Genomic DNA, 24,224 nt, shown 5'->3' with positions numbered 1-24,224 from the left:
TTACTCGCTGTTCATTGAATTAAACCTCGTTACCGTTAACGAGCGTTTTGGTGATCTTGAAATCACGGGTGAAGGCGGTCAGGTTAGCCACCTTGCCGGCTTCGATGGTGCCCAGACAGTGCTCGACGCCGATGGCGCGCGCCGGGTACAGCGTCGCCATGCGCAGCGCTTCGTCCAGCGCGATGCCGATATGCTCGACGCTGTTTTGCACCGCTTCGATCATGGTCAGTGCGGAACCGCTCAGGGTACCGTTCTCATCCACGCACAGCCCGTCCCGATAGTATATTGTTTTACCGGCGAAAATAAATTGGTCAATATCTGCACCCGCCGGCGCGGTCGCGTCGGTGACCAGCACCAATTTATCACCTTTCAGGCGTTTGGCGTTACGGATACTCGCCCAAGCCACGTGATGGCCGTCGGCGATGATGCCGGTATAGACCTCCGGCGTATCGAAGATCGCGCCCATCAGCCCCGGTTCGCGGCCGGTGATATACGGCATGGCGTTGTACAGGTGGGTGGCGAAGCTGATGCCGGCGGCGAAGCCGGTGCGCGCCTGATCGTAGGTGGCGTTAGAGTGGCCGGCGGAGACCACGATGCCGGCCTCGGTCAGCTGCTTGATAAAGTGCGGCTCAACCATTTCCGGCGCCAGCGTCACCTTGGTGATCACGTCGGCGTTGGCACACAGGTAATCGATCATTTCCTGAGTTGGCTTGCGAATGAACGCCGGGTTATGGGTGCCTTTTTTCACCGGGCTGAGATACGGCCCTTCCAGGTGCAGGCCCAGCGCCTGGTTTTGGTGCTTTTTCAGATAAGCGCGCATCACGTCGACGCTGTGCTTCATGAATTCGTCGCTGCTGGTGATCAGCGTCGGCAGATAGCTGGTGCAGCCGGATTTCTCGTTGGCGCGCTGCATGATCTCCAGCGTTTCCTCCGAAATCGCTTCCAGCGAATCGTTGAACTGTACGCCGCCGCAGCCGTTCAGCTGCACGTCGATAAGCCCGGGGGCCAGGATGGCGCCACCCAGGTCGCGCGTTTCGATGCCGGCGGGCAATTCAGCCGCCGGGCAGACTCTCTCGATCAGCCCATCAGCGATAATGACTGCATGGTCATCAAGTACGTCGTGGCCGGTATAGATTCGGCCGTGGGTTAAAGCGAACATCGTAGCCCCCTGCAAAGATTAAAGACTTTTAACGCTTTCCGCTTCTAACTCGCGGAAGTATTTGACGGTTTTGACTTTCAGCTCCATGGTGGCCGGTTCGTCGCACACCACCACTGCTTTGGCGTGCAGCTGCAGGCAGCTGATGGTCCACATGTGGTTGATGTTGCCTTCCACTGCGGCTTCCAGCGCCTGCGCCTTGGCGTGGCCGGTCACCAGGATCATCACTTCTTCCGCGTCCAGCAGCGTGCCCACGCCGACGGTCAGCGCATATTTCGGCACCAGGCTGACGTCGCCGCCGAAGAAGCGCGAGTTGGCGATGCGGGTGTCTTCGGTCAGCGTTTTGATGCGGGTGCGCGAAGCCAGGGACGAAGCCGGTTCGTTGAACGCGATGTGGCCGTCGATGCCCACGCCGCCCATGAACAGGTTAATTTTGCCGTAAGACTTGATCTTCTCTTCGTACTGGCGGCACTCGGCGTCGACATCCGCGGCGTTGCCGTTCAGCAGGTTGATGTTCTCACGAGGAATATCAACGTGGTCAAAGAAGTTGCGGTACATGAAGGTGTGATAGCTTTCCGGGTGTTCCTGCGGCAGGCCAACGTACTCGTCCATGTTGAAAGTCACAACATGCTTAAAGCTTACTTCACCTGCTTTGTGCATCGCAATCAGATGTTTGTAGGCTTCCAGCGGCGTGCCGCCGGTAGGCAGGCCGAGCACAAACGGGCGCTCTGCGGTTGGCTTGAATGCGTTGATGCGTTGAACGATATGACGCGCGGCCCATTTGCCGACTTGTGCGGTATCTTTCAGTGGGATAAGTCTCATCTAACACCTCTTGGGATAAGTAAACTAAAGCTATACTGTACGGGCCTGCGGGAGTCGTAAGCGTAACCCAGCTTTATGATTCTCGCGTGAATCGTCCGTCCGGTTGATTTTTTTGAATGATAAAATAAGTTTTGTGTGATGGCCAGCAATCTGGGAGGTAAAGACTACTTTTTGGTGATATTTATCACAAAAAGGGAGGTTTTAATTTGCGATACAAAATAAATTTTTTACACTCGGCATGAGTGATACGTGCCATGCGTTGTTTCTAAAAAGGTAGTGAGAGCTCCAAATAAACTACTAATAGGGTCCGTCCGCGGACAACATAGGGGGAAAAGGTGAACATTCTTAGTTATTTGCAAAAGGTGGGACGGGCGCTGATGGTGCCGGTCGCCACGCTGCCCGCCGCCGCCATCTTGATGGGCGTCGGGTACTGGATTGACCCTGTTGGTTGGGGCGGCGACAACGCGCTCGCTGCTTTCTTCATTAAATCCGGCTCCGCTATCATCGACAACATGTCGGTGCTGTTCGCTATCGGCGTGGCCTACGGCATGTCCAAAGACAAGGACGGCGCCGCCGCGTTGACCGGCTTCGTAGGCTTCCTGGTGCTGACCACCCTCTGTTCACCGGCCGCCGTGTCGATGATTCAGAAGATCCCGCTGGATCAGGTGCCTGCCGCGTTCGGCAAAATCCAGAACCAGTTCGTCGGTATTCTGGTGGGTATCATCTCCGCCGAAGTGTACAACCGCTTCAGCGGCGTCGAGCTGCCTAAGGCGCTGTCGTTCTTCAGCGGCCGCCGCCTGGTGCCGATCCTCATCTCCTTCCTGATGATCCTGGTCGCTTTCATTCTGATGTACATCTGGCCGGTGATCTTCAACGGTCTGGTGAACTTCGGTGAACACATCCAGAAAATGGGCTCGGTCGGCGCGGGCATCTATGCCTTCTTCAACCGCCTGCTGATTCCGGTTGGCCTGCACCACGCGCTGAACTCGGTGTTCTGGTTCGACGTGGCCGGCATCAACGATATCCCTAACTTCCTCGGCGGCCAGCAGTCGATCGAAGCCGGTAAAGCGGTTGTAGGCATCACCGGCCGTTATCAGGCGGGCTTCTTCCCAATCATGATGTTCGGTCTGCCGGGTGCGGCGCTGGCCATTTATCACTGCGCGCGTCCTGAGAACAAAGCCAAAGTGGCGGGCATCATGCTGGCGGCCGCTTTCGCCGCCTTCTTTACCGGTATCACCGAACCGCTGGAATTCTCCTTCATGTTCGTGGCGCCGGTGCTGTACGTAATCCACGCCGTGCTGACCGGTATCTCGGTGTTCATCGCTGCCAGCATGCACTGGATCGCCGGTTTCGGCTTCAGCGCCGGGCTGGTGGATATGGTGTTGTCGTCCCGCAACCCGCTGGCGACCCACTGGTACATGCTGATCCCGCAAGGCCTGGTGTTCTTCGTTATCTACTATGTGGTGTTCCGCTTCACCATCAATAAGTTCAACCTGATGACCCCGGGCCGCGAACTGGCGGTTGCCGGTGACGAAACCGACGGCTACGACGTCAACGTCGACAGCAACGCCGGTAAAGACGAGAACGAAACCACCACGCTCGCCCGCCGTTACGTCGGCGCGATCGGCGGTTCCGACAACCTGACCGGCATCGATGCCTGCATCACCCGTCTGCGCCTGAACGTGAAAGACTCCGCGCTGGTGAATGACGCATTGGCGAAACGCCTCGGCGCATCCGGCGTTATCCGCCTGAACAAGCAAAGCGTGCAAGTGATCGTCGGCACTCGTGCCGAACTTATCGCCAGCGCGATGCGCAACGTGATCGCGGCCGGCCCGGTAGCGGCAGCGGCGGCTCCGGCGGCTGCGCCTGCAGCGGAAGCCAAACCGCAGGCGGTGCCGAACGCGCCGAAAGCCGCGTTTGAAACGCTGGTGGCACCGGTAACCGGTGAAGTGGTGGCGCTCGATCAGGTGCCGGACGAAGCCTTCGCCAGCAAGGCGGTGGGCGACGGCCTGGCAATTCGCCCGACCGATAGCATCGTCGTGGCGCCGGCTGACGGCACCGTGGTGAAAATCTTCAACACCAACCACGCATTCTGCCTGGAAACCGACAAGGGCGCCGAGATCGTGGTGCACATGGGGATCGACACCGTCGCGCTGGAAGGCCAGGGCTTCAAACGCTTGGTGGAAGAGGGCGCGGAAGTGAAAGCCGGTCAACCGATTCTGGAACTGGATCTGGATTATCTGAACGCCAACGCACGTTCGATGATAAGCCCGGTGGTGGTCAGCAACTCTGACGACTACGCCGGCCTGGCGGCACTGGCCAGCGGCTCGGTGGTCGCCGGTCAGACCAAGCTGTACGAGATCCAGAAATAAGGCTGTTTTTACCTGAGTAGTACCTGGGGCCGGTCACGCATCATGGCGGAGTTTGCCCCGACTTGGCGGGAAGAGAGCGATCTCTTCCCGCTTTTTTTATCCCGTTTCGCCCCACGACGGTGCGCTGCGCGTCGATGGTGCAATGCGCCGCATTTTTCGTGAAACAAACGGTTGTTTCCAGACGTGGCTTGTTGGATCATAGGCGGTTATGTGTAGCGCTTTGCATTGAGGAACAGTGAAATGAGTGAGGCTGAAGCCCGCCCAACCAATTTTATCCGTCAGATCGTCGATGAAGATCTGGCGTCGGGGAAACACACGTCGGTTCATACCCGCTTCCCGCCGGAGCCTAACGGCTACCTGCATATCGGTCACGCCAAGTCCATCTGCCTGAACTTCGGCATCGCCAAGGACTATCAGGGCCAGTGCAATCTTCGCTTCGATGACACCAACCCGGTGAAAGAAGACATCGAGTTCGTGGAGTCAATCAAGCATGACGTGGAGTGGCTGGGCTTTGAGTGGAGCGGCAACGTTCGTTACTCCTCAGACTATTTTGATCAGCTGCACCAGTATGCGGTTGAACTGATCACCAAGGGCCTGGCTTACGTCGACGAACTGTCGCCGGAGCAGATCCGTGAATATCGCGGCACCCTGACCGCGCCGGGCAAAGACAGCCCGTACCGCGGCCGCAGCGTGGAAGAGAACCTGGCGCTGTTCGAGAAGATGCGCAACGGCGAGTTCGCCGAGGGCGCCGCCTGCCTGCGCGCCAAGATCGATATGGCTTCGCCGTTTATCGTGATGCGCGATCCGGTGCTGTACCGCATCAAGTTCGCCGAACACCACCAGACCGGCAACAAATGGTGCATCTACCCGATGTACGATTTCACCCACTGCATTTCCGATGCGCTGGAAGGGATCACCCATTCGCTGTGCACCCTGGAATTCCAGGATAACCGCCGTCTGTATGACTGGGTGCTGGATAACATCACCATTCCTTGCCACCCGCGTCAGTACGAGTTTTCGCGTCTGAACCTCGAATACGCCATCATGTCGAAGCGCAAGCTGCACCAGCTGGTGGCCGAGAAGATCGTCGAAGGCTGGGATGACCCGCGCATGCCGACCGTTTCCGGGCTGCGTCGTCGCGGTTATACCGCCGCTTCGATTCGCGAGTTCTGCCTGCGCATCGGCGTGACCAAGCAAGACAACAACGTTGAAATGATGGCGCTGGAATCCTGCATTCGCGACGATCTGAACGAAAACGCGCCGCGCGCCATGGCGGTGCTGGATCCGGTGAAAATCGTTATCGAGAACATGGGCGACGCGGTGGAAATGGTCACCATGCCAAACCATCCGAACAAGCCGGAAATGGGCAGCCGTGATGTGCCGTTCAGCCGCGAGATCTATATCGATCGCGCCGACTTCCGCGAAGAAGCCAACAAGCAGTACAAGCGTCTGGTGTTGGGCAAGGAAGTGCGTCTGCGCAATGCGTACGTGATCAAGGCCGAGCGCGTCGAGAAAGACGAAGCGGGCGAGATCACCACCATCTTCTGCAGCTACGATGCGGAAACGCTGAGCAAGGATCCTGCCGACGGCCGCAAGGTGAAGGGCGTGATCCACTGGGTGTCTGCGGCGCACGCGCTGCCGGCGGAAATTCGCCTGTACGATCGCCTGTTCAGCGTGCCTAACCCGGGCGCGGCGGAGGATTTCCTCTCCACCATCAACCCGGAATCGCTGGTGATCAAGCACGGCTTCGTCGAGCCGAGCCTGGCGGCCGCACAGCCGGAGAAGGCCTATCAGTTCGAACGTGAAGGCTACTTCTGCGCCGACAGCCGTTACTCTTCGGCCGAACATTTGGTGTTTAACCGCACTGTCGGCCTGCGTGACACCTGGGCGAAAATCGAAGGCTAATCTTAATCGCCTCGAAAATTAATGTATCAGCGCGGCTTAGGCCGCGCTTTTTTATGCCTGCGATTGAGCAAACAACCCATTCCTCTCCCATTTTCTAGCGGGCGCTAAATTAATTACGGCGCGTTAACCAATAAGCTTCTTGATATTGGCCTTAATAGTATTAACTTTTTCTTATATATTCGTGATGCGAATTAATTTCATTTAGAGAGCGCTCTCAGATTTTATCTTCTGACTGACGAATTAGCTCAGGCTGAAACCATTAATCGTCTCTGGTTGACCTTATATCTGTGTTTATTCTGATTTAATTGAATTTTTTATTCGACACCCTCCATGATCACTGGCGTAACAAATTATCACTGATATGTGCTCCTTGTCATACTTTGACAAATCTTCCGCATTTTTCATTTGATAATTCGCGTCGCGAAAAATAGTCTGTCTGTAGCAATTAGTGCTGTGGGAATAACATCTCGTCGGCAATATTTTTTACCCGTTCGGGTTTTTTATTGGCAGTCGTGCAGGGCAGTGGTGAACACAGGCGGCTGCAACTTTTAAGTTAAGTCAAAGAGGAATTTCAATATGGGTACGCACGGTGCTCAGCGTAAAACGCTGGCGCTCGCAGTCGCGGGCGCGCTGTTGGGAACAGGGTTTGCCATGGCGCCTGAGGCGAAAGCCGCAGGGTTTATCGATGATTCCACGCTGACCGGCGGCATCTATTACTGGCAACGTGAGCGCGACCGTAAAGATCTCAATCCGGACAGCAAGGATTACAACCAGTACACCACCAACCTGTCGCACTCTACCGCCAACCTGAGCCTGGATTTCGCCTCGGGCTACGCCTGGGACATGTTCGGCCTGGATGTCGGCGCCTTCACCGCCATCGAACTGGCTGAATCCAGCGCCAGCGGCCACCCGAACGAGATCGCGTTCTCCTCGAAGAACCGTACCTACGACGAAGACTACTCCGGTGACAAAGGCGGCGTCAGCCTGTACAAAGCCGCCGCCAAGTTCAAATATGGCCCGGTCTGGGCGCGCGCCGGCTACATTCAGCCGAGCGGCCAAACCCTGCTGGCACCGCACTGGAGCTTTATGCCGGGCACCTATCAGGGCGCCGAGGCCGGCGCCAAGTTCGACTACGGCGATGCCGGCGCGTTGAGCTTCTCCTACATGTGGACCGACAAATACAAAGCGCCGTGGCATATCGAGATGGACGATTTCCGTCAGAACGATAAGAAAACCCGCGTCTCTTACCTGCACTCGCTGGGCGCCAAGTACGATTTCAAAAACGATCTGGTGCTGGAAGCCGCTTTCGGCCAGGCCCAGGGTTACGTGAATCAGTACTTCACCAAGGCGTCTTACAAATTCGATGTGCTGGGCAACCCGCTGACTACCAGTTACCAGTTCTACGGTGCGGAAGACCGCATCAGCAACAAGAACGATCCGAACAGCATCTACGACGGCCTGGCCTGGCTGCAGGCCCTGACCTTCGGTTACACCACCGGTCAGTTCAACTGGCGTCTGGAAGGCACCATGGTCAAGGCGGAAGGCAATCAGGGCTTCTTCCTGCAGCGCATGACCCCGACCTACGCTTCGTCTAACGGTCGGCTGGACGTGTGGTGGGACAACCGCTCCGACTTTAACGCCAACGGCGAGAAAGCGGTGTACGCCGGCGTGATGTATGACCTCAGCAACTGGAACCTGCCGGGCATGGCGGTCGGCGGCTCTTATGTCTACGCTTGGGACGCCAAGCCGAGCACCAACCCGATCTACGATCAGAGCCAGCGCCTGAAAGAGAGCGCCTGGAGCCTGGACGCGATGTACACCATCCAGGAAGGGCGCGCCAAGGGCACGCTGATCAAGCTGCACTACACCCAGTATGACAACCACACCAACATCCCGAGCTGGGGCGGCGGTTACGGCAACATCTTCCAGGACGAGAAAGACGTCAAGTTCATGGTCATCGCGCCATTCACCATCTTCTGATGCGTTCCCCGGCCTCGCGGCCGGGGGCAGTTAAGGGAATTCAACGATGAAAAAAATCATGCTGATGTTGGCGGCCGCCGCGGCCTTGAGCGCCTGCGCGCAACCCGCCGCGCCGCCGGAAGACGCCAAATTGAAGCAGGCTTACAGCGCCTGCATCAACACCGCCGAAGGTTCGCCGGAGCGTCTGCAGCCCTGCAAGGCGGTGCTGAACGTGTTGAAACAAGAGAAGCAGCACCAGCAGTTCGCCGCGCAGGAAACGGTGCGGGTGATGGATTATCAGAACTGCATTATGGCGGTGCACAGCGGTAACGGTCAGGCTTACGACGCCAAGTGCGGTAAGCTGTGGCAAGAAATTCGCGATAACAATAATTAAGAAGGACGAGAACATGAACGCATTCAAACTGAGCGCGCTTGCCGCCTTGACGGCAACGATGGGATTCCTGGGCGGCATGGGAAACGCCATGGCCGATCAACAGCTGGTGGATCAACTGAGCCAGCTGAAGCTGAACGTGAAAATGCTGGATAACCGCGCCGGCGAAAACGGCGTGGATTGCGCGGCGCTGGGCGCCGACTGGGCCTCTTGCAACCGGGTGTTGTTCACCCTCAGCAACGACGGCCAGGCGATCGACGGCAAGGACTGGGTCATTTATTTCCACAGTCCGCGCCAGACCCTGCGGGTGGATAACGATCAGTTCAAGATAGCCCACCTCACCGGCGATCTGTACAAGCTGGAGCCGACCGCCAAATTCAGCGGTTTCCCTGCCGGCAAGGCGGTGGAAATCCCGGTGGTCGCCGAATATTGGCAGCTGTTTAGAAATGACTTCCTGCCGCGCTGGTATGCCACGTCCGGCGACGCCAAACCGAAAATGCTGGCGAATACCGACACCGAAAACCTGGACCAGTTCGTGGCGCCGTTCACCGGCGATCAGTGGAAGCGCACCAAAGACGACAAAAACATTTTGATGACGCCGGCTTCGCGCTTTGTCAGCAATGCCGAGCTGCAGACGCTGCCCGCCGGCGCGCTGCGCGGCCAGATCGTGCCGACGCCGATGCAGGTGAAGGTCCACGCGCAGGACGCCGATCTGCGCAAAGGGGTCTCGCCGGATCTGAGCACGCTGGTCAAGCCGGCGGCGGACGTCGTCAACCAGCGCTTTGCGCTGCTGGGCGTGCCGGTTCAGGCCAACGGCTATCCGATCAAGACCGATATCCAGCCGGGCAAGTTTAAAGGCGCGATGGCGGTGCCGGGCGCCTATGAGCTGAAGATCGGCAAAAAAGAGGCGCGGGTGATCGGCTTCGATCAGGCCGGGGTATTCTATGGGTTGCAGTCGATCCTGTCGTTAGTGCCGACCGACGGCAGCGGCAAGATCGCTACATTGGACGCCAGCGACGCGCCGCGCTTCCAGTATCGCGGCATTTTCCTCGACGTGGCGCGCAACTTCCATAAGAAGGATGCGGTGTTGCGTCTGCTGGATCAGATGGCGGCCTACAAGCTCAACAAATTCCACTTCCACCTGAGCGATGATGAAGGTTGGCGTATCGAGATCCCCGGTTTGCCTGAGCTGACGGAAGTCGGCGGCCAGCGCTGCCACGATCTGAGCGAAACCACCTGCCTGCTGCCGCAGTACGGCCAGGGGCCGGGCGTCTACGGCGGTTTCTTCAGCCGTCAGGACTATATCGACATCATCAAATACGCCCAGGCGCGCCAGATTGAAGTGATCCCTGAGATCGACATGCCAGCGCACGCCCGCGCCGCGGTGGTGTCGATGGAGGCGCGCTATAAAAAGCTGCATGCCGCCGGAAAAGAGCAGGAGGCTAACGAATTCCGCCTGGTGGATCCGACCGATACCTCCAATACCACCTCCGTGCAGTTCTTTAACCGCCAGAGCTACCTGAACCCGTGCCTGGATTCTTCCCAGCGCTTTGTCGACAAGGTGATCGGCGAGATCGTCCAGATGCATAAAGAAGCCGGGCAGCCGATCAAAACCTGGCACTTCGGCGGCGACGAGGCGAAAAACATCCGCCTGGGCGCCGGCTATACCGACAAGGCGAAACCGGAGCCGGGTAAAGGCGTCATCGACCAGAGCAACGAAGACAAACCGTGGGCCAAGTCGCAGGTTTGCCAGACGATGATCAAAGAAGGCAAGGTGGCCGACATGGAGCACTTGCCGAGCTACTTCGGCCAGGAGGTCAGCAAGCTGGTGAAGGCGCACGGCATCGACAGAATGCAGGCCTGGCAGGACGGCCTGAAAGACGCCGAGAGCGCGAAGTCGTTCGCCACCTCGCGCGTGGGCGTCAACTTCTGGGATACCTTGTACTGGGGCGGTTTCGACAGCGTCAACGATTGGGCCAATAAAGGGTATGAAGTGGTGGTCTCCAACCCGGACTACGTCTACATGGACTTCCCTTACGAGGTGAACCCGGACGAGCGCGGTTACTACTGGGGCACCCGCTTCAGCGACGAGCGCAAGGTGTTCAGCTTCGCGCCGGACAACATGCCGCAGAACGCGGAAACCTCGGTCGATCGCGACGGCAACCACTTCAACGCCAAGAGCGACAAGCCGTGGCCGGGAGCCTACGGGTTGTCCGCTCAGCTGTGGAGCGAAACCCAGCGCACCGATCCGCAGATGGAATACATGATCTTCCCGCGCGCGCTGTCGGTGGCCGAACGCGCCTGGCACCGCGCCGGTTGGGAGCAGGACTATCGCGCCGGCCGCGAATACAAAGGCGGGGAGACCCACTTTGTCGACACCAAGGCGCTGGAGAAAGACTGGCTGCGCTTCGCCAATATCCTGGGCCAGCGTGAACTGGCCAAGCTGGACAAAGGCGGCGTCGCTTATCGTCTGCCGGTGCCCGGCGCACGCGTAGCGGGCGGCAAGCTGGAGGCGAATATCGCGCTGCCGGGATTGGGCATCGAGTACTCCACCGACGGCGGCAAGCAGTGGCAGCGTTATGACGCCAAGGCCAAGCCGGCGGTATCGGGTGAGGTGCAGGTGCGTTCGGTCAGTCCGGACGGTAAACGTTACAGCCGCGCCGAGAAGGTCTAAGCCCGGCGCATCGGCCTGTCGTCATGGCGGCGGGCCGCTTAACGAAGGGGGAATGCGTCCGCCTCTGCGCGTGTCGGCGTGAAGCGGACGTGAAAGTGAGAGCAGTACGTGGAGTCGCAGTGCCGCTGCAATTGTAGTATTTCATGACATGATCTTTCCCCGGCTGGTCCGGGGATTTTTTTGCTCGCCGTTCGGCAAGCATAAAAAAACCGCCTCAGGGTGAGGCGGTTTTTCATAACCGGTCAGGCTTACTTCTTGTCGTGCAGCGTTTCGTCTTCGCGGCAGTCACCGGTTTCACAGTGGCCGTACAGGTACAGGCTGTGGTTGGTGAGCTTGATGCCGTGCTGCTTGGCGATATCACGCTGGCGCACTTCGATGGATTCGTCACTGAATTCGATCACTTTGCCGCAGTCCAGGCAAATCAGGTGATCGTGGTGATGCTGTTGGGTCAGTTCGAACACGGACTTGCCGCCTTCGAAATTGTGACGTGTCACAATGCCCGCATCGTCAAACTGGTTCAGTACGCGATAAACCGTTGCCAGGCCGATCTCTTCGCCCATATCAATCAGTTTTTTGTACAAATCTTCCGCACTGACGTGATGGCATTCCGGATTTTGCAGTACTTCCAGGATTTTGAGTCGCGGAAGCGTGACTTTTAAGCCGGCCTTCTTCAATGCGATGTTGTTGTCGGTCATGCGAATTCAGTCCTGTTACTATGCTAATCAAGTTGAGGCGTACTCGCCTGTGGCATCGGTCGGCACAAAGAGTTAATGCGTCTCATTATAGAACCGGTTGTACTAAATGGAAACCGCCGGTTGTTAACAAAGATATAATTGCACTATTGCATGTTTTGCATGCAACGCCTTGATGGGTGGGATAAACCGATAACTCAGTCTACCTTGACGGGGTGGGAAGTTACAAATCTGTAGCTTCTATCGCAGCAATCCCTGCTGCCGATGATGGCCCTGTGCGCACACTATGCACTTTACAGGGCCTTTGTTCAACCTTTCGCCAGTTGCGGCGTTTAGCCGACGATATCGGCCAGGCTCAGCTCTTCGACGATCTGTTTGACCCAGGCATCGACGCGCTCGTTGGTCAGCTCCGGCTGGCGGTCTTCGTCGATCGCGAGACCAATGAAGTGGTTGTCGTCCGCCAGGCCTTTGGAGGCCTCGAAGTGGTAGCCTTTGGTCGGCCAGTGGCCCACGATGGCCGCGCCGCGCGGTTCAATGATGTCGCGGATGGTGCCCATCGCGTCACAGAAGTATTCCGCGTAGTCTTCCTGGTCGCCGCAGCCGAACAGCGCCACCAGTTTGCCGTTGAAATCGACTTCTTCCAGCGTCGGGAAGAAATCATCCCAGTCACACTGCGCTTCACCGTAGTACCAGGTCGGGATACCCAGCAGCAGGATATCGAACCCTTCCAGGTCTTCTTTGCTGCTTTTAGCGATGTCGTGTACTTCAGAGACGTCGTCGCCAAACTGTTTCTGGAGAATTTTCTGGATCATTTTGGCAATGTTTTCGGTATTGCCAGTGTCGCTGCCAAAGAAAATGCCTACAGTAGCCATATCGCGTATAACCTTTAAATTCAAGTAATTGCATTACTCGATGCCAGCACTGCCGCCGCTGACGCCGATTAAAATGATGCCATGACAAGAGCCTTTCGCCACGGAGGCGGGCGCCGACAGGCGCAGTCTCTTGCCGGTAAATGCGTATCATGCCAGAAAGTGGCGCCGGGGTTTTATCGCATTTATGCGATGCCGGAGAATGAAGAAAAGCGTGGTCGATCCGGCGTTGTCCTTAACGCCGCGCCGCGCGTGCGGCCGAAGAGATCAATGTTCCGGCTGTTCTTCCGCCAGTTGCGCCAACAGCATCTGCTCGATGAGTTCGCTGCGGCTAATGTTGCGCTGTTCCGCCAATTTGTTCAGGGCGTCCACCGCATCCGCGTTGATTTTCAGCTCTACGCGCCGCAATCCACGCACTTTATCGCGCCGTAACTGATTGCGCTTATTGATTCTAAGCTGTTCATCGCGGGAAAGCGGGTTGGTTTTCGGGCGCCCCGGACGGCGTTCATCTGCGAACAGATCCAGCGTCGTGCGATCCGTTTGTTCTTTTGCCATAGGTAGCGGTACTGCAAGGGAGTTTGCATCAAAAAGCGCTCGCACGCTTCCGGAGGCATCGGTTAACACACTTCGGGCCAATAAACCCTAACCCAAATTCACCCCCGAACCGGCGTTCGCGAACGCGCTGGCGCGGCGGCAAAATTATAGCGCGCCATATTACCCCAGCAGATGGAGCGGCGACAATGCCTAACTGCGGGCTAAACGCGCTAAGCCGTTATCTTTAGCGCGTTTTTTCGCCAGATGAGCGTATTTTTCAGGCTTCGTCGAGGAAACGGTGGATGGCGCGCAGCACCGCGTCCGGTTTTTCGGCGTGCACCCAATGGCCGGTGCCGGCGACGACATGGGCGCGGGCCTGCGGGAACTGGCGGGCGATGTCCGCACGATAGCTGTCCTGCACGTACGGCGACAGGCCGCCGCGAATGAACAGCGTCGGGTGCGGCCAGGCCGGCACGTCCTGCCAGCCGGTGATGTCTTCGTAGCGTTCGATCAGCACCGGCAGGTTGAAGCGCCATTCGCCATTGTGGAAGGACTTCAGCAGGAACTGGATCACGCCTTCTTCCTGCAGATAGTCGCGCATCAGCTGGGCGGCCGCCTGGCGTTGGGTGATGCCGGCGGCGCTGACGGCCTTCAGCGCGGCGAAGATCTCATCGTGGCGGCGAGTCTGGTAATCCACCGGCGCCACGTCGATGACGATCAGCTTAGCGATGCGCTCCGGCGCGATGGCGGTCAGCGCCATCGCCGCTTTACCGCCCATCGAATGGCCGATGACGATCGCTTTATCCAGCTGCAGTTCGTCGAGCAGCGCCAGCAGATCCTGCGCCATGGCGGGGTAGTTCATGTCGTCGGCGCGCGGGGAGAGGCCGTGGTTGCGCAGATCGACTTTGATCACGCTGTGCTGCTGGTGCAGATCGCGTGCCAGCACGCCCAGGTTGTCCAGATTACCGAACAGCCCGTGGATCAGCAGCACCGGCAGCGCATCTGACTCGGCGGCCAGCAGTTGATAATGTAATTTCATGGCGAAGTTCATACTGAGAGAGATTCAGATTAGGGTATCATGATTGAATCGCACGATGAATCATGCGGAATTTTCGCGGCGCGGGCTTGGCAGTGCCGGCTATAGGTATTAGTCTGCATTTGCCGTCCGGAGGCACATTGTTGTGTTCGCTCCAGCGCTTTTAACCTTATAATCCCATGGCTTGAATGCAGGATCTGGCTTCAGGTTCTAAGTAGAAAAAACAGTATTGGATAAAGATGAAAACTATTGAAGTCGACGAAGAGCTTTACCGTTATATTGCCAGCCACACGCAACACATCGGTGAAAGCGCGTCCGATATTTTACGCCGCATGTTGAAATTCACCGCCGGTCAGCCGGTGCGCGCGTTGCCTGCCGCCAGTGCGTCGCAGTCCGTCGAGCTGGAAAAGGCGGCCCCGGCGCAGCGTCCGCGCGATCGCGTGCGCGCCATGCGCGAACTGCTGCTGTCGGATGAATACGCCGAGCAGAACAAAGCGGTCAACCGTTTCATGCTGGTGCTGTCCACGCTGTACACCCTCGATGCCGCCGGTTTCGCCGCTGCCACCGAGGCGTTGACCGGCCGTACCCGCACCTATTTCGCCGGCGATCAGCAGACCCTGCTGGCCAACGGCACGCACACCAAGCCGAAGCATGTACCGGGCACCCCTTACTGGGTGATCACCAATACCAATACCGGCCGCAAACGCAGCATGATCGAACACATCATGCAGGCCATGCAGTTCCCGGCGGAACTGATCGAGAAAGTTTGCGGTACCGTCTAATTTAGCGAACAGCCCGTCATGATGGCCGTGCGCGACATATTGCCCGGTCACCGACAGGGATGAGGGAGATATGTCGATGGCGAATAATCCACGTGCCGGGCAGCCCGCCCGCCAAAGCGATCTGATCAACGTAGCCCAGCTGACGTCGCAGTACTATGTGCTGCAACCGGAAGCCGGCAATCCCGCACATGCGGTGAAATTTGGCACCTCCGGCCACCGCGGCAGCGCGCAGCGCCACAGCTTCAACGAAGCGCACATCCTCGCCATCGCCCAGGCGATCGCTGAAGTTCGTCATCAGCAGGGCACCACCGGCCCATGCTATGTGGGCAAGGACACCCATGCGCTGTCCGAACCGGCCTTCATTTCCGTGCTGGAAGTGCTGACCGCCAACGGCGTCGATGTGATCGTGCAGGAAAACAACGGCTTCACGCCAACGCCAGCGGTATCGCACGCCATTCTGTGCCACAACCGCCGTGGCGGCGCGCAAGCCGACGGCATCGTCATTACGCCGTCCCATAACCCACCGGAAGACGGCGGCATCAAGTATAACCCGCCGAACGGCGGCCCGGCCGACACCAACCTGACGTCGGTGATCGAAAAGCGCGCCAACGACCTGCTGGCGCAGCAGTTGAAGGGCGTTCAGCGCCAGTCGCTGGACAAGGCCTGGAACAGCGGCCATCTGCACGCCAAAGATCTGGTGCAGCCTTATGTCGAAGGGCTGGTTGAGGTGGTAGACATGCCGGCCATCCAACGCGCCGGTCTGAAGCTGGGCGTGGATCCGCTCGGCGGTTCCGGCATCGCCTATTGGCAACGTGTGGCGGAGCACTACAAGCTGGATCTGACGCTGGTGAACGATTCCATCGATCAGACGTTCCGCTTTATGCACCTGGACCACGACGGCATCATCCGCATGGACTGTTCGTCCGAGTCGGCGATGGCCGGCCTGCTGGCGCTGCGCGACAAATTCGATCTGGCGTTCGCCAACGATCCGGATTACGACCGCCACGGCATCGTCACGCCAAAAGGCCTGATGAACCCGAACCACTATCTGGCGGTGGCCATCAACTACCTGTTCCAGCACCGCCCGCAGTGGGGCGCCGATGTCGCGGTAGGTAAAACGCTGGTGTCCAGCGCGATGATCGACCGCGTGGTGGCCGATCTGGGCCGCAAGCTGGTGGAAGTGCCGGTCGGCTTCAAGTGGTTCGTGGACGGCCTGTTCGACGGCAGCCTGGGCTTCGGCGGCGAAGAGAGCGCCGGGGCCTCGTTCCTGCGCTTCAACGGCCAACCTTGGTCGACCGACAAAGACGGCATTATCATGTGTCTGCTGGCGGCTGAAATCACCGCGGTAACCGGTGAAAATCCACAGCATCACTATGACGATCTGGCCAAGCGCTTCGGTGCGCCAAGCTACAACCGCATCCAGGCGCCGGCGACGGCGGCGCAAAAAGCGGCGCTGTCCAAGCTGTCGCCGGAGATGGTTAAGGCCAATACCCTGGCGGGCGACCCGATCACCGCGCGTCTGACTGCTGCGCCGGGCAACGGCGCTTCGATCGGCGGCCTGAAAGTGATGACCGACAACGGCTGGTTCGCGGCCCGTCCTTCCGGTACCGAAGAGGCATACAAGATCTACTGCGAGAGCTTCCTCGGGGCGGAACACCGCGAGAAAATCGAGCACGAAGCGGTCGAAATCGTCAGCGAAGTGCTGGCTTCCGCCAAATAATCGCTGTTCTCGTCTGATAAAAAGCGCTGTTTTTACAGCGCTTTTTTTATGCCTGTAATTTAGATATATCTTTTTCTCGGCGCAGGCTTGCGCATTTAGATATATCGATCTAGATTAGCGTTATCGACGCTGTTTAGATATATCTAAACAACCTCGTATTGATGTTCACTGTTAAAGCGAGGTATCACACCATGTTTCATCGATTAGGTTTGCACCGGCATCACCACCACCACCATGAATGCGAAGCAGGCGATGGCCGCCATCATCGCGGCGGGCGCCATCACTTCGGCGGCGACGGCGAAGAGCATGGCCGAGGCGGGCGCGGTGGCCGCGGCGGGCGTCATCGCCTGTTCGAACACGGCGATCTGCGCCTGGTACTGCTGGCGCTGGTGGCGCGCAAGCCCAGCCACGGGTACGAATTGATCAAAGCGATCGAAGAAGCCTCTTCCGGCCTGTACGTGCCGAGCCCGGGGGTGATTTACCCCACGCTGACGCTGCTGGAAGAGCAGGACTTTCTCGAACCGCTCACCACCGGCAACGGCCGCAAAAGCTACCGCATCACCACGGCGGGCGAGGGCGAGCTGCAAAAGCATCAACAGGTAGTTGAAGTCATTCTGGCGCGTCTGGCGGGCGCCGGCCGCGAGCATCATCGGCACGGCAACCTGGCGGAAGGCATTTACGACGCCATGAACCGTCTGCGCAGTCTGCTGCGCGGCAACGTGATGCGCGCCGATCTTACGCCGCAGCAGGTGGAGCGCATCAACGCCGCGCTGTTGACCGCCGTGGCGTCGATCGAAAGCGAAATGCAAATTCAACCCACGCAGCAGGAGAAGAACTGATGCCCGGCCACCGTTTTAACATTACCGTTGAAGCCCTGAGCGATCGCCAGGGCAACCCCGTCGAGAAAACACCGCTGAGTTTTGAGGTGACTAACCACGACGATATTCTCGAGATCGTCGAGCGCATCCGGGCGCGTGACGATCTGAACTTCGGCCCTGAACAGAGCGCGGCCTTCGCCGTAGGATTGAAACTGTTCTCCGAAGTGATGATCGAAAACCGCAAACATCCGGTGTTCGCTCCGCTGCGCGAGGCGTTTAAAGAATTTATGGTTGGCTTGAAGAAGGGCCCGGTGGCGTAAAGGCGCGGCAAACCGCGCCCGTCGGGATTAAGGCATGAAACGGTAGCCGACGCCGGTTTCGGTCAGCAGATGTTTGGGCCGGGCCGGATCGGCTTCCAGCTTCTGTCGCAGATGGCCCATATAGATGCGCAGGTAGTGGCTGTGTTCCACGTAGTTCGGCCCCCAGACATGGCTCAACAGCTGGCGTTGGGTAATCACCTTGCCGGCGTTGGCCAGCAGTTCCGCTAACAGGCGAAACTCTATCGGCGTCAGGTGCAGATCTTCGTCGTTGCGTAGCACCCGGCGGTTGACCAGATCGACGGTGATTTCCGAAAAGCTCACTAGCGGGCTTTCCTGCTGGCTGGCGGAGTGACGGCGCAGCGCGACCCGCACCCGCGCCAACAGTTCGCCGATGCCGAACGGTTTGCTGAGATAGTCGTCGGCGCCGGCGTCCAGCGCGGCGATTTTGTCCTCTTCGGCGTTGCGCGCCGACAGCACGATCACCGGAATGGCGCTCCACTGCCGCAGATCGCGGATGTAGCTCAGCCCGTCGCCATCCGGTAAGCCCAAATCAAGGATGATCAGATCCGGTTTGCGCGTACCGGCCTCAATCAGCCCGCGTTGCAGGGTTTCACTTTCAAACACCCGCAGGCCTTCGCTCTCCAGCGCGGTGCGCACGAAGCGGCGGATCTCTTTTTCATCTTCAACAATCAGAATGTTGGTTGGCGTTATGCTCACGTTTCCCCTGCGTTGATTACAGATCGAAGGCGTCGCCGTCGATCTCGGGCGGTTTTTCCAGCGGCAGCACGAAGCGGAAGCTGGCGCCGCCGTTGGCGCCGTTTTCCGCCCAGATGCGGCCATCATGCACTTCAATAATGGCACGGCAAATGGCTAACCCCAAGCCGACGCCGGGGATCGCCGACTCTTTATTGCCGCGTGAAAACTTGTCGAAAATCAGCTGCAGCTGATCGGCCGGGATGCCGGGGCCGTTATCCCAGACCTCGACTTCCAGCCACTCGGGCAGCGTGCGCGCGCGAATGCCGATGGTGGCCTCGGCGCCGGCGTATTTATTGGCGTTTTCCAACAGGTTGGTGAACACCCGTTCCAGCAGGCTGCCGTCGCAGTTGACCAGGATCTGTTCCGGCGGCAGCTCGACCACGATCGGATGCTGGCTGAGCAGCGGCTCCAGCATGTGCAGCGAGGCGCCGACGATCTCTTCCAGCGACTGCCACTCTTTACGCAGGCTGAAACCGCCGGATTGGATGCGCGCCATATCCAGCAGGTTGTTCACCAGCCGGGTGGTACTCAGCACCTGCTGGCGGATCTGACTGGCCTGGGTGGCGTGATTGGAACCTTCGGCCGCCAGGTCCAGCGTGAGAATTTCCGCCTGGCCGAACAGCACCGTCAGCGGCGTGCGCAGATCGTGCGACAGCGCCGCCAGCAGCGAGTTGCGCAGCTGTTCGCGTTCGGCGTCCAGCTTGGCTTCTTCGGCGCTGCGCGCCAGGTGCAGCCGCTCCAGCGCGCTGGCGATCAGCACCGCGAAAGTCTGCAGCAGCCGCTGCTGTTCCGGCACCATCAGCTGGCGCAGGTTGTTGGGCTCGATCGCCAGCAGGCCGAAGGTCTGCTTGGGGGTATTGAGCGGCAGCAGCTGATAAGGCACGCCGGGCAGGGTGTCGGTGCCGGCGCCGGCCGGCAACCCCTTGTCGAAGCTCCAGCGCGCGATGGCCTCGTCTACCGACAGCAGGCCGCCTTCTTCGCCGACCATTTGCTGCAGCCGGCCGTCCTCCTGCGGCAGCAGCAGTACGGTTTTCGCCTGGAAGCTGCTGGAGAGGAAGTGGCGGCTGGTATTGGCGATGTCGGCCACGGTCAGCGCGCGGCTCAGCCCGCGCGACATTTCGTACAGGTGGCGCGCCCGCTGCTCGCGGTAGCGCGCTACCCGGGCCTGATAACGCACCCCGGCGGTCAGGTTGCCGATGATGATGCCGACGGCGAGCATCACGCCGAAGGTCAGCAGATATTGCATATCGCTGACGGCGAACGACCATTCGGGCTGGACGAAGAACAGATCGAAACTGGCGACGTTGATCACCGCCGCCAGCACCGATGGCCAACGGCCGAAGAACAGCGCGACGATCGCCACGCCGAGCAAATAGACCATCACCAGGTTGGCCTGATCGAAGCCCGGCAGCAGCCACTGGGAGAGCAGGGTAATCAGCGCGCACAGCGCCACGGCGACCGCGCAACCGCGCAGCTGCATGCGCCATTTCTCGTTGAAGCCGCGGCCGTCGTGCTCTTTGCCCGGCGGCGGCTGTGCGTTGTCGCTTTCCAGCGCGACGATCACCAGATCGAGATCCGGACCCAGCCGGCCGAGGCGATCGGCGAAGCTGCCGCGCAGCTTCCAGCGCTGCTCGCTGCGGCGGCCGATGATGATTTTGCCGAGGTTATGCTCGCGAGCGTAGCGCAGCACCGCCCGCTCTTCGGACGGATCGGCCAGGGTGGCGGTTTCAGCGCCCAGCTCCTGCGCCAACCGCAGCGCGCGCAGAATGGCGCGGCGCTGGTTTTCCGGCAGCCGGTGCAGCTTGGGGGTTTCCACATAGACTGCATGCCAGTGGCAGCCTAGCCGCGCCGCCAACCGGGCGGCGATGCGCACCAGCTTTTCGTTGCCGCTGTTGTGGCCGACGCACAGCAGAATGCTGTCGCGGGTGTGCCACACTTTCTCGCGCCCTTGCGTATCGCGAAACTCGCGCATCTGGTCATCGACCCGATCGGCGGTGCGACGCAGTGCCAACTCACGCAGGGCGATCAGGTTGCCTTTACGGAAGAAATGCTCGATGGCGCGCTCGGCCTGGCCGGGAATGTACACTTTGCCTTCGTGCAGCCGCCGGCGCAGATCGTCCGGCGGCAGATCGACCAGCACCACTTCGCTGGCCTCGTCAAACACGTGGTCAGGCACCGTTTCGCGCACCCGCACGCCGGTCACGCCGCCCACCACGTCGTTAAGGCTTTCCAGATGTTGTACGTTGACGGTCGTCAGCACGTCGATGCCGGCGTCCAGCAGTTCTTCCACATCCTGCCAGCGTTTGGGGTGACGCGAGCCGTGGGCGTTGCTGTGCGCCAGTTCGTCCATCAGGATCAGCGCCGGGTGGCGCGCCAGCGCGGCGTCGAGATCGAATTCATGCACCAGTCGGCCGCGATGCTGAATGCGTTTTTGCGGCAGCAGCGCCAGGCCGTCGAGCAGGGCGGCGGTCTCGCTGCGGCCGTGGGTTTCCACCACGCCGACCAGCACGTCCAGCCCCTGAGCGCGTAAGCGCTGGGCCTCCTGCAGCATGGCGTAGGTTTTACCCACGCCGGCGCAGGCGCCGAAGAATACCTTCAACCGTCCGCGCGGTTTTTCATTGGCCAGCGCCAGCAGGCTGTCGGGATCGGGACGCTGCTGTTCTTCTTCGACCATGACAATTCCTTGTGTTACCAAGCAAAAAGGGGTTCGGCACGCCGAACCCTATCACTATGCTGAATCCGACGCGTTACTTCAACGCATCCAGCGCCAGGTTCAGCTTCAGTACGTTGACCACCGATTCTCCCATGAAGTTGGGCGTGGCCCGATCGACGTTGTCGTCGATCAGTTTGGCGACCTGCTCCGGCGGCAGATGGCGCGCCGCCGCGACCCGCGCCAGCTGATACTGTGCGGCGGCGATCGAAATCTGCGGATCCAACCCGCTGCCGGAGGCGGTCAGCAGATCCACCGGGATCGGGCCGCTCATCGCCGGATTGGCCTGGCGCAGCTGCGCCGCGCGTTCGGCGATAGCCTTATCCAGCGCCGGGTTGGTGGCCGCCAGGTTGCTGCCGGCAGAGGCCAGTGGATTATAGGCCGAATCACCGGTGGCCGAAGGACGGCCCCAGAAATAGTCGGCGCGCGTGAAGTTCTGGCCGATCAGCGCGGAGCCGACCGCCTTGTCATCCCGGTACAGCAGCGAACCGTTGGCCGCGCCCGGAAACAGCAGCTGCGCCAGCCCGGTGGTCAGCAGCGGATAGGCGATGCCGGTGATCAGCGTCAGCAGGATCAGCATCACCAGCGCAGGTCGTAAATAAGTCATGTTCATTTCCCTCAATGGTTAACCGGCGACGTGCAGCGCGACCAGGATCAGGTCGATCAGTTTGATGCCGATGAACGGCACCAGCAGACCGCCGACCCCATACAACCACAGGTTGCGGCGCAGCAGGGCCGCGGCGCTCATCGGTTTGTAGCTCACCCCTTTCAGCGCCAGCGGGATCAGGAACACGATCACCAGAGCGTTGAAGATCACCGCCGACATGATGGCGGAGGCCGGGGAGTGCAGGTGCATCACGTTCAGCGCGTTCAGCTGCGGATAGGTGGCCGCGAACGCCGCCGGAATGATGGCGAAGTATTTGGCCACGTCGTTGGCGATGCTGAAGGTGGTCAGCGAGCCGCGCGTCATCAGCATTTGCTTGCCGATGTGTACCACTTCGATCAGCTTGGTCGGGTTGGAATCCAGATCGACCATGTTGCCCGCCTCTTTGGCGGCCTGGGTGCCGGAGTTCATCGCCACCGCCACATCGGCCTGCGCCAGCGCCGGGGCGTCGTTGGTGCCGTCGCCGGTCATCGCCACCAGGCGGCCTTCCGCCTGATACTGGCGGATCAGCGCCAGCTTGGCTTCCGGCGTGGCTTCCGACAGGAAGTCGTCCACCCCGGCTTCGGCGGCGATCGCCGCTGCGGTCAGCGGGTTATCGCCGGTGATCATCACCGTTTTGATGCCCATCTTGCGCAGCTCATTGAAGCGCTCCTTGATGCCGCCCTTGACGATATCCTTCAACGCCACCACGCCCAGCACCCGTGCGCCTTCCGCCACCACCAGCGGCGTGCCGCCGGTGCGGGCCACGCTTTCCACCAGATCGTCCACCGCCCGCGGGAAGTGCCCCTGATTGGATTCGACGTGGCGGCGAATGGCGTCCACTGCGCCTTTACGGATCATACGCTCCTGCACGTTGACGCCGCTCATGCGGGTCTGGGCGGAGAAGGGCACGAAGGTGGCATTCAGCGCCTGCAGATCGCGTTCGCGCAGGTTAAAACGCTGTTTGGCCAGCACCACGATGCTGCGGCCTTCCGGCGTTTCGTCCGCCAGCGAGGCCAGTTGCGCGGCGTCCGCCAGTTCCTGTTCTTTCACGCCCGGCGCCGGCAAAAACTCCGAGGCCTGACGGTTGCCCAGCGTGATGGTGCCGGTTTTATCCAGCAGCAGCACGTCCACGTCGCCGGCGGCTTCCACCGCGCGCCCGCTGGTGGCGATCACGTTGGCGCCGAGCATGCGGCTCATCCCGGCCACGCCAATGGCGGACAGCAGGCCGCCGATGGTGGTGGGGATCAGGCAGACCAGCAGCGCGACCAGCACGGTGATGGTGACCACGCTGCCGCTGCCGGCCGCTTCGACGCTGTACTGCGAGAACGGGAACAGGGTGGCGGTGGCCAGCACGAACACGATGGTCAACGCCACCAGCAGAATGGTCAGCGCGATCTCGTTCGGCGTTTTGCGGCGCTTGGCGCCCTCCACCATGGCGATCATGCGATCGAGGAACGTTTCCCCCGGATTGACGCTGCACTGCACCACCAGCCAGTCGGACAGCACGCGGGTGCCGCCGGTGACCGAGGAGAAGTCGCCGCCGGACTCGCGGATCACCGGCGCGGATTCGCCGGTGATGGCGCTTTCATCCACCGAAGCGCCGCCTTCCAGCACCTCGCCGTCGCATGGGATGGTGTCACCGGCTTCCACCAGCACGATATCGCCTTTGCGCAGGCTCTCGGCGGCCACTTTCTCCGTGGCACCGTCGCGGCGCGGGCCGGCCAGCTTTTTCGCCCAGCTGGTTTTCTTGGTGCCCTTCAGGCTTTCCGCCTGGGCCTTGCTGCGGCCTTCGGCCAGCGCTTCGGCGAAGTTGGCGAACAGCACGGTGAACCACAGCCACAGGGAGACGCTGCCGGTAAAGGCGGCGGCGCCGTCGGTCTGGCCGGTGAGGATCGCCAGCCAGATGGCGGTGGTCAGAATGCTGCCGATATACACCACGAACATCACCGGATTGCGCCATTGAACGCGAGGGTCCAGTTTTTTCAGCGCATCGATCAGCGCGGTGCGCACCAGAGCCGGTTCAAACAGCGCGCGTTGTTTGCGAGTCATCTCTTATTCTCTC

19 protein-coding genes are annotated in these 24,224 nt (G+C 59.9%); 9 read left to right on the top strand and 10 right to left on the bottom strand.

Going from position 1 to position 24,224, the window contains the following annotated elements:
• Positions 1 to 19: 19 nt before the first annotated feature.
• Both nagA and nagB read right to left on the bottom strand, forming a co-directional pair.
• Complete coding sequence (gene nagA / locus GKN89_RS21635; protein WP_154747747.1) at positions 20 to 1,159, bottom strand: N-acetylglucosamine-6-phosphate deacetylase; 1,140 nt, start codon at positions 1,157 to 1,159, stop codon at positions 20 to 22.
• Between the two features lie 18 nt (positions 1,160 to 1,177).
• Complete coding sequence (nagB, locus tag GKN89_RS21630) at positions 1,178 to 1,978, bottom strand: glucosamine-6-phosphate deaminase (protein ID WP_004939952.1); 801 nt, start codon at positions 1,976 to 1,978, stop codon at positions 1,178 to 1,180.
• A 335-nt stretch (positions 1,979 to 2,313) separates the two neighbouring features.
• Here nagB and nagE point away from each other — a divergent pair, with 335 nt between their 5' ends.
• From nagE to GKN89_RS21605, 5 genes are all read left to right on the top strand, one after another.
• A complete protein-coding gene (nagE, locus tag GKN89_RS21625) occupies positions 2,314 to 4,350 on the top strand; it encodes an N-acetylglucosamine-specific PTS transporter subunit IIBC (protein WP_025160040.1) in 2,037 nt (678 codons plus the stop codon).
• 240 nt (positions 4,351 to 4,590) lie between these two features.
• The gene (glnS, locus tag GKN89_RS21620; protein WP_019454061.1) at positions 4,591 to 6,255 is read left to right on the top strand and encodes a glutamine--tRNA ligase; all 1,665 of its coding nucleotides are present in this window, start codon (positions 4,591 to 4,593) and stop codon (positions 6,253 to 6,255) included.
• A 576-nt stretch (positions 6,256 to 6,831) separates the two neighbouring features.
• Positions 6,832 to 8,235, top strand: a complete 1,404-nt coding sequence (locus GKN89_RS21615; RefSeq protein ID WP_019454060.1) for an OprD family outer membrane porin — start codon at positions 6,832 to 6,834, stop codon at positions 8,233 to 8,235.
• Between the two features lie 46 nt (positions 8,236 to 8,281).
• Entirely contained in the window at positions 8,282 to 8,608 is a 327-nt protein-coding gene (gene chiQ, locus GKN89_RS21610; RefSeq protein WP_004939944.1) for a ChiQ/YbfN family lipoprotein, read from the top strand.
• Positions 8,609 to 8,621: 13 nt separating this feature from the next.
• The gene (locus GKN89_RS21605; protein WP_154747746.1) at positions 8,622 to 11,279 is read left to right on the top strand and encodes a beta-N-acetylhexosaminidase; all 2,658 of its coding nucleotides are present in this window, start codon (positions 8,622 to 8,624) and stop codon (positions 11,277 to 11,279) included.
• A gap of 248 nt (positions 11,280 to 11,527) precedes the next feature.
• Here the strand turns inward: GKN89_RS21605 and fur are convergent, their stop codons facing one another.
• The 4 genes from fur to ybfF all read right to left on the bottom strand — a co-directional run bounded on the left by fur (position 11,528) and on the right by ybfF (position 14,425).
• Positions 11,528 to 11,974 (bottom strand): ferric iron uptake transcriptional regulator, encoded by a 447-nt coding sequence (gene fur / locus GKN89_RS21600; protein ID WP_019454058.1) that lies wholly within the window; start codon positions 11,972 to 11,974, stop codon positions 11,528 to 11,530.
• A 329-nt stretch (positions 11,975 to 12,303) separates the two neighbouring features.
• The gene (gene fldA / locus GKN89_RS21595) at positions 12,304 to 12,843 is read right to left on the bottom strand and encodes a flavodoxin FldA (protein WP_004939938.1); all 540 of its coding nucleotides are present in this window, start codon (positions 12,841 to 12,843) and stop codon (positions 12,304 to 12,306) included.
• Positions 12,844 to 13,107: 264 nt separating this feature from the next.
• Positions 13,108 to 13,395: a LexA regulated protein gene (gene ybfE / locus GKN89_RS21590; protein WP_004939936.1), complete on the bottom strand. Its 288-nt coding sequence runs from the start codon at positions 13,393 to 13,395 to the stop codon at positions 13,108 to 13,110.
• 256 nt (positions 13,396 to 13,651) lie between these two features.
• Complete coding sequence (gene ybfF, locus GKN89_RS21585; RefSeq protein WP_019454057.1) at positions 13,652 to 14,425, bottom strand: esterase; 774 nt, start codon at positions 14,423 to 14,425, stop codon at positions 13,652 to 13,654.
• A gap of 224 nt (positions 14,426 to 14,649) precedes the next feature.
• Here ybfF and seqA point away from each other — a divergent pair, with 224 nt between their 5' ends.
• From seqA to GKN89_RS21565, 4 genes are all read left to right on the top strand, one after another.
• Positions 14,650 to 15,192, top strand: coding sequence for a replication initiation negative regulator SeqA (gene seqA / locus GKN89_RS21580; protein ID WP_019454056.1), 543 nt, complete (start codon positions 14,650 to 14,652; stop codon positions 15,190 to 15,192).
• Between the two features lie 76 nt (positions 15,193 to 15,268).
• Positions 15,269 to 16,912, top strand: coding sequence for a phosphoglucomutase (alpha-D-glucose-1,6-bisphosphate-dependent) (gene pgm / locus GKN89_RS21575; protein ID WP_063919580.1), 1,644 nt, complete (start codon positions 15,269 to 15,271; stop codon positions 16,910 to 16,912).
• A 191-nt stretch (positions 16,913 to 17,103) separates the two neighbouring features.
• Entirely contained in the window at positions 17,104 to 17,751 is a 648-nt protein-coding gene (locus GKN89_RS21570) for a PadR family transcriptional regulator (protein ID WP_154747745.1), read from the top strand.
• On the top strand, positions 17,751 to 18,050 hold the full coding sequence (locus tag GKN89_RS21565; protein WP_154747744.1) for a DUF3861 domain-containing protein: 300 nt from the start codon (positions 17,751 to 17,753) through the stop codon (positions 18,048 to 18,050). The genes GKN89_RS21570 and GKN89_RS21565 overlap by 1 nt, the downstream gene beginning before the upstream one ends.
• Positions 18,051 to 18,077: 27 nt before the next feature.
• On the opposite strand, the gene kdpE is transcribed toward GKN89_RS21565, so the two are convergent.
• From kdpE to kdpB, 4 genes are all read right to left on the bottom strand, one after another.
• Positions 18,078 to 18,767, bottom strand: coding sequence for a two-component system response regulator KdpE (gene kdpE / locus GKN89_RS21560; RefSeq protein WP_019454051.1), 690 nt, complete (start codon positions 18,765 to 18,767; stop codon positions 18,078 to 18,080).
• 16 nt (positions 18,768 to 18,783) lie between these two features.
• Positions 18,784 to 21,480 carry a two-component system sensor histidine kinase KdpD gene (gene kdpD, locus GKN89_RS21555; RefSeq protein ID WP_074055157.1) on the bottom strand — a complete coding sequence of 899 codons (2,697 nt, stop codon included), beginning with the start codon at positions 21,478 to 21,480 and terminating at the stop codon, positions 18,784 to 18,786.
• Between the two features lie 73 nt (positions 21,481 to 21,553).
• Positions 21,554 to 22,123: a potassium-transporting ATPase subunit KdpC gene (gene kdpC / locus GKN89_RS21550; RefSeq protein ID WP_025160037.1), complete on the bottom strand. Its 570-nt coding sequence runs from the start codon at positions 22,121 to 22,123 to the stop codon at positions 21,554 to 21,556.
• An 18-nt stretch (positions 22,124 to 22,141) separates the two neighbouring features.
• On the bottom strand, positions 22,142 to 24,211 hold the full coding sequence (gene kdpB, locus GKN89_RS21545) for a potassium-transporting ATPase subunit KdpB (RefSeq protein WP_019454048.1): 2,070 nt from the start codon (positions 24,209 to 24,211) through the stop codon (positions 22,142 to 22,144).
• Positions 24,212 to 24,224: the final 13 nt, after the last annotated feature.

The sequence above is a fragment of the Serratia sp. YC16 genome, assembly GCF_009707615.1.
Classification (GTDB): domain Bacteria; phylum Pseudomonadota; class Gammaproteobacteria; order Enterobacterales; family Enterobacteriaceae; genus Serratia; species Serratia surfactantfaciens.
Note: the sequence above shows the minus strand (reverse complement) of the source record. Positions and strands in the feature narration are given on the sequence as shown.

Bases quoted from the DNA above. Each gene is read 5' to 3' on its own strand.
- GKN89_RS21570 (WP_154747745.1), top strand. From the start codon at position 17,104: ATGTTTCATCGATTAGGTTTGCACCGGCATCACCACCACCACCATGAA.
- GKN89_RS21615 (WP_019454060.1), top strand. From the start codon at position 6,832: ATGGGTACGCACGGTGCTCAGCGTAAAACGCTGGCGCTCGCAGTCGCG.
- kdpC (WP_025160037.1), bottom strand. From the start codon at position 22,123: ATGACTTATTTACGACCTGCGCTGGTGATGCTGATCCTGCTGACGCTG.
- ybfE (WP_004939936.1), bottom strand. From the start codon at position 13,395: ATGGCAAAAGAACAAACGGATCGCACGACGCTGGATCTGTTCGCAGAT.
- nagB (WP_004939952.1), bottom strand. From the start codon at position 1,978: ATGAGACTTATCCCACTGAAAGATACCGCACAAGTCGGCAAATGGGCC.
- fldA (WP_004939938.1), bottom strand. From the start codon at position 12,843: ATGGCTACTGTAGGCATTTTCTTTGGCAGCGACACTGGCAATACCGAA.
- nagA (WP_154747747.1), bottom strand. From the start codon at position 1,159: ATGTTCGCTTTAACCCACGGCCGAATCTATACCGGCCACGACGTACTT.
- GKN89_RS21605 (WP_154747746.1), top strand. From the start codon at position 8,622: ATGAACGCATTCAAACTGAGCGCGCTTGCCGCCTTGACGGCAACGATG.
- glnS (WP_019454061.1), top strand. From the start codon at position 4,591: ATGAGTGAGGCTGAAGCCCGCCCAACCAATTTTATCCGTCAGATCGTC.
- seqA (WP_019454056.1), top strand. From the start codon at position 14,650: ATGAAAACTATTGAAGTCGACGAAGAGCTTTACCGTTATATTGCCAGC.
- chiQ (WP_004939944.1), top strand. From the start codon at position 8,282: ATGAAAAAAATCATGCTGATGTTGGCGGCCGCCGCGGCCTTGAGCGCC.
- kdpD (WP_074055157.1), bottom strand. From the start codon at position 21,480: ATGGTCGAAGAAGAACAGCAGCGTCCCGATCCCGACAGCCTGCTGGCG.
- fur (WP_019454058.1), bottom strand. From the start codon at position 11,974: ATGACCGACAACAACATCGCATTGAAGAAGGCCGGCTTAAAAGTCACG.
- kdpB (WP_019454048.1), bottom strand. From the start codon at position 24,211: ATGACTCGCAAACAACGCGCGCTGTTTGAACCGGCTCTGGTGCGCACC.
- ybfF (WP_019454057.1), bottom strand. From the start codon at position 14,425: ATGAACTTCGCCATGAAATTACATTATCAACTGCTGGCCGCCGAGTCA.
- pgm (WP_063919580.1), top strand. From the start codon at position 15,269: ATGGCGAATAATCCACGTGCCGGGCAGCCCGCCCGCCAAAGCGATCTG.
- GKN89_RS21565 (WP_154747744.1), top strand. From the start codon at position 17,751: ATGCCCGGCCACCGTTTTAACATTACCGTTGAAGCCCTGAGCGATCGC.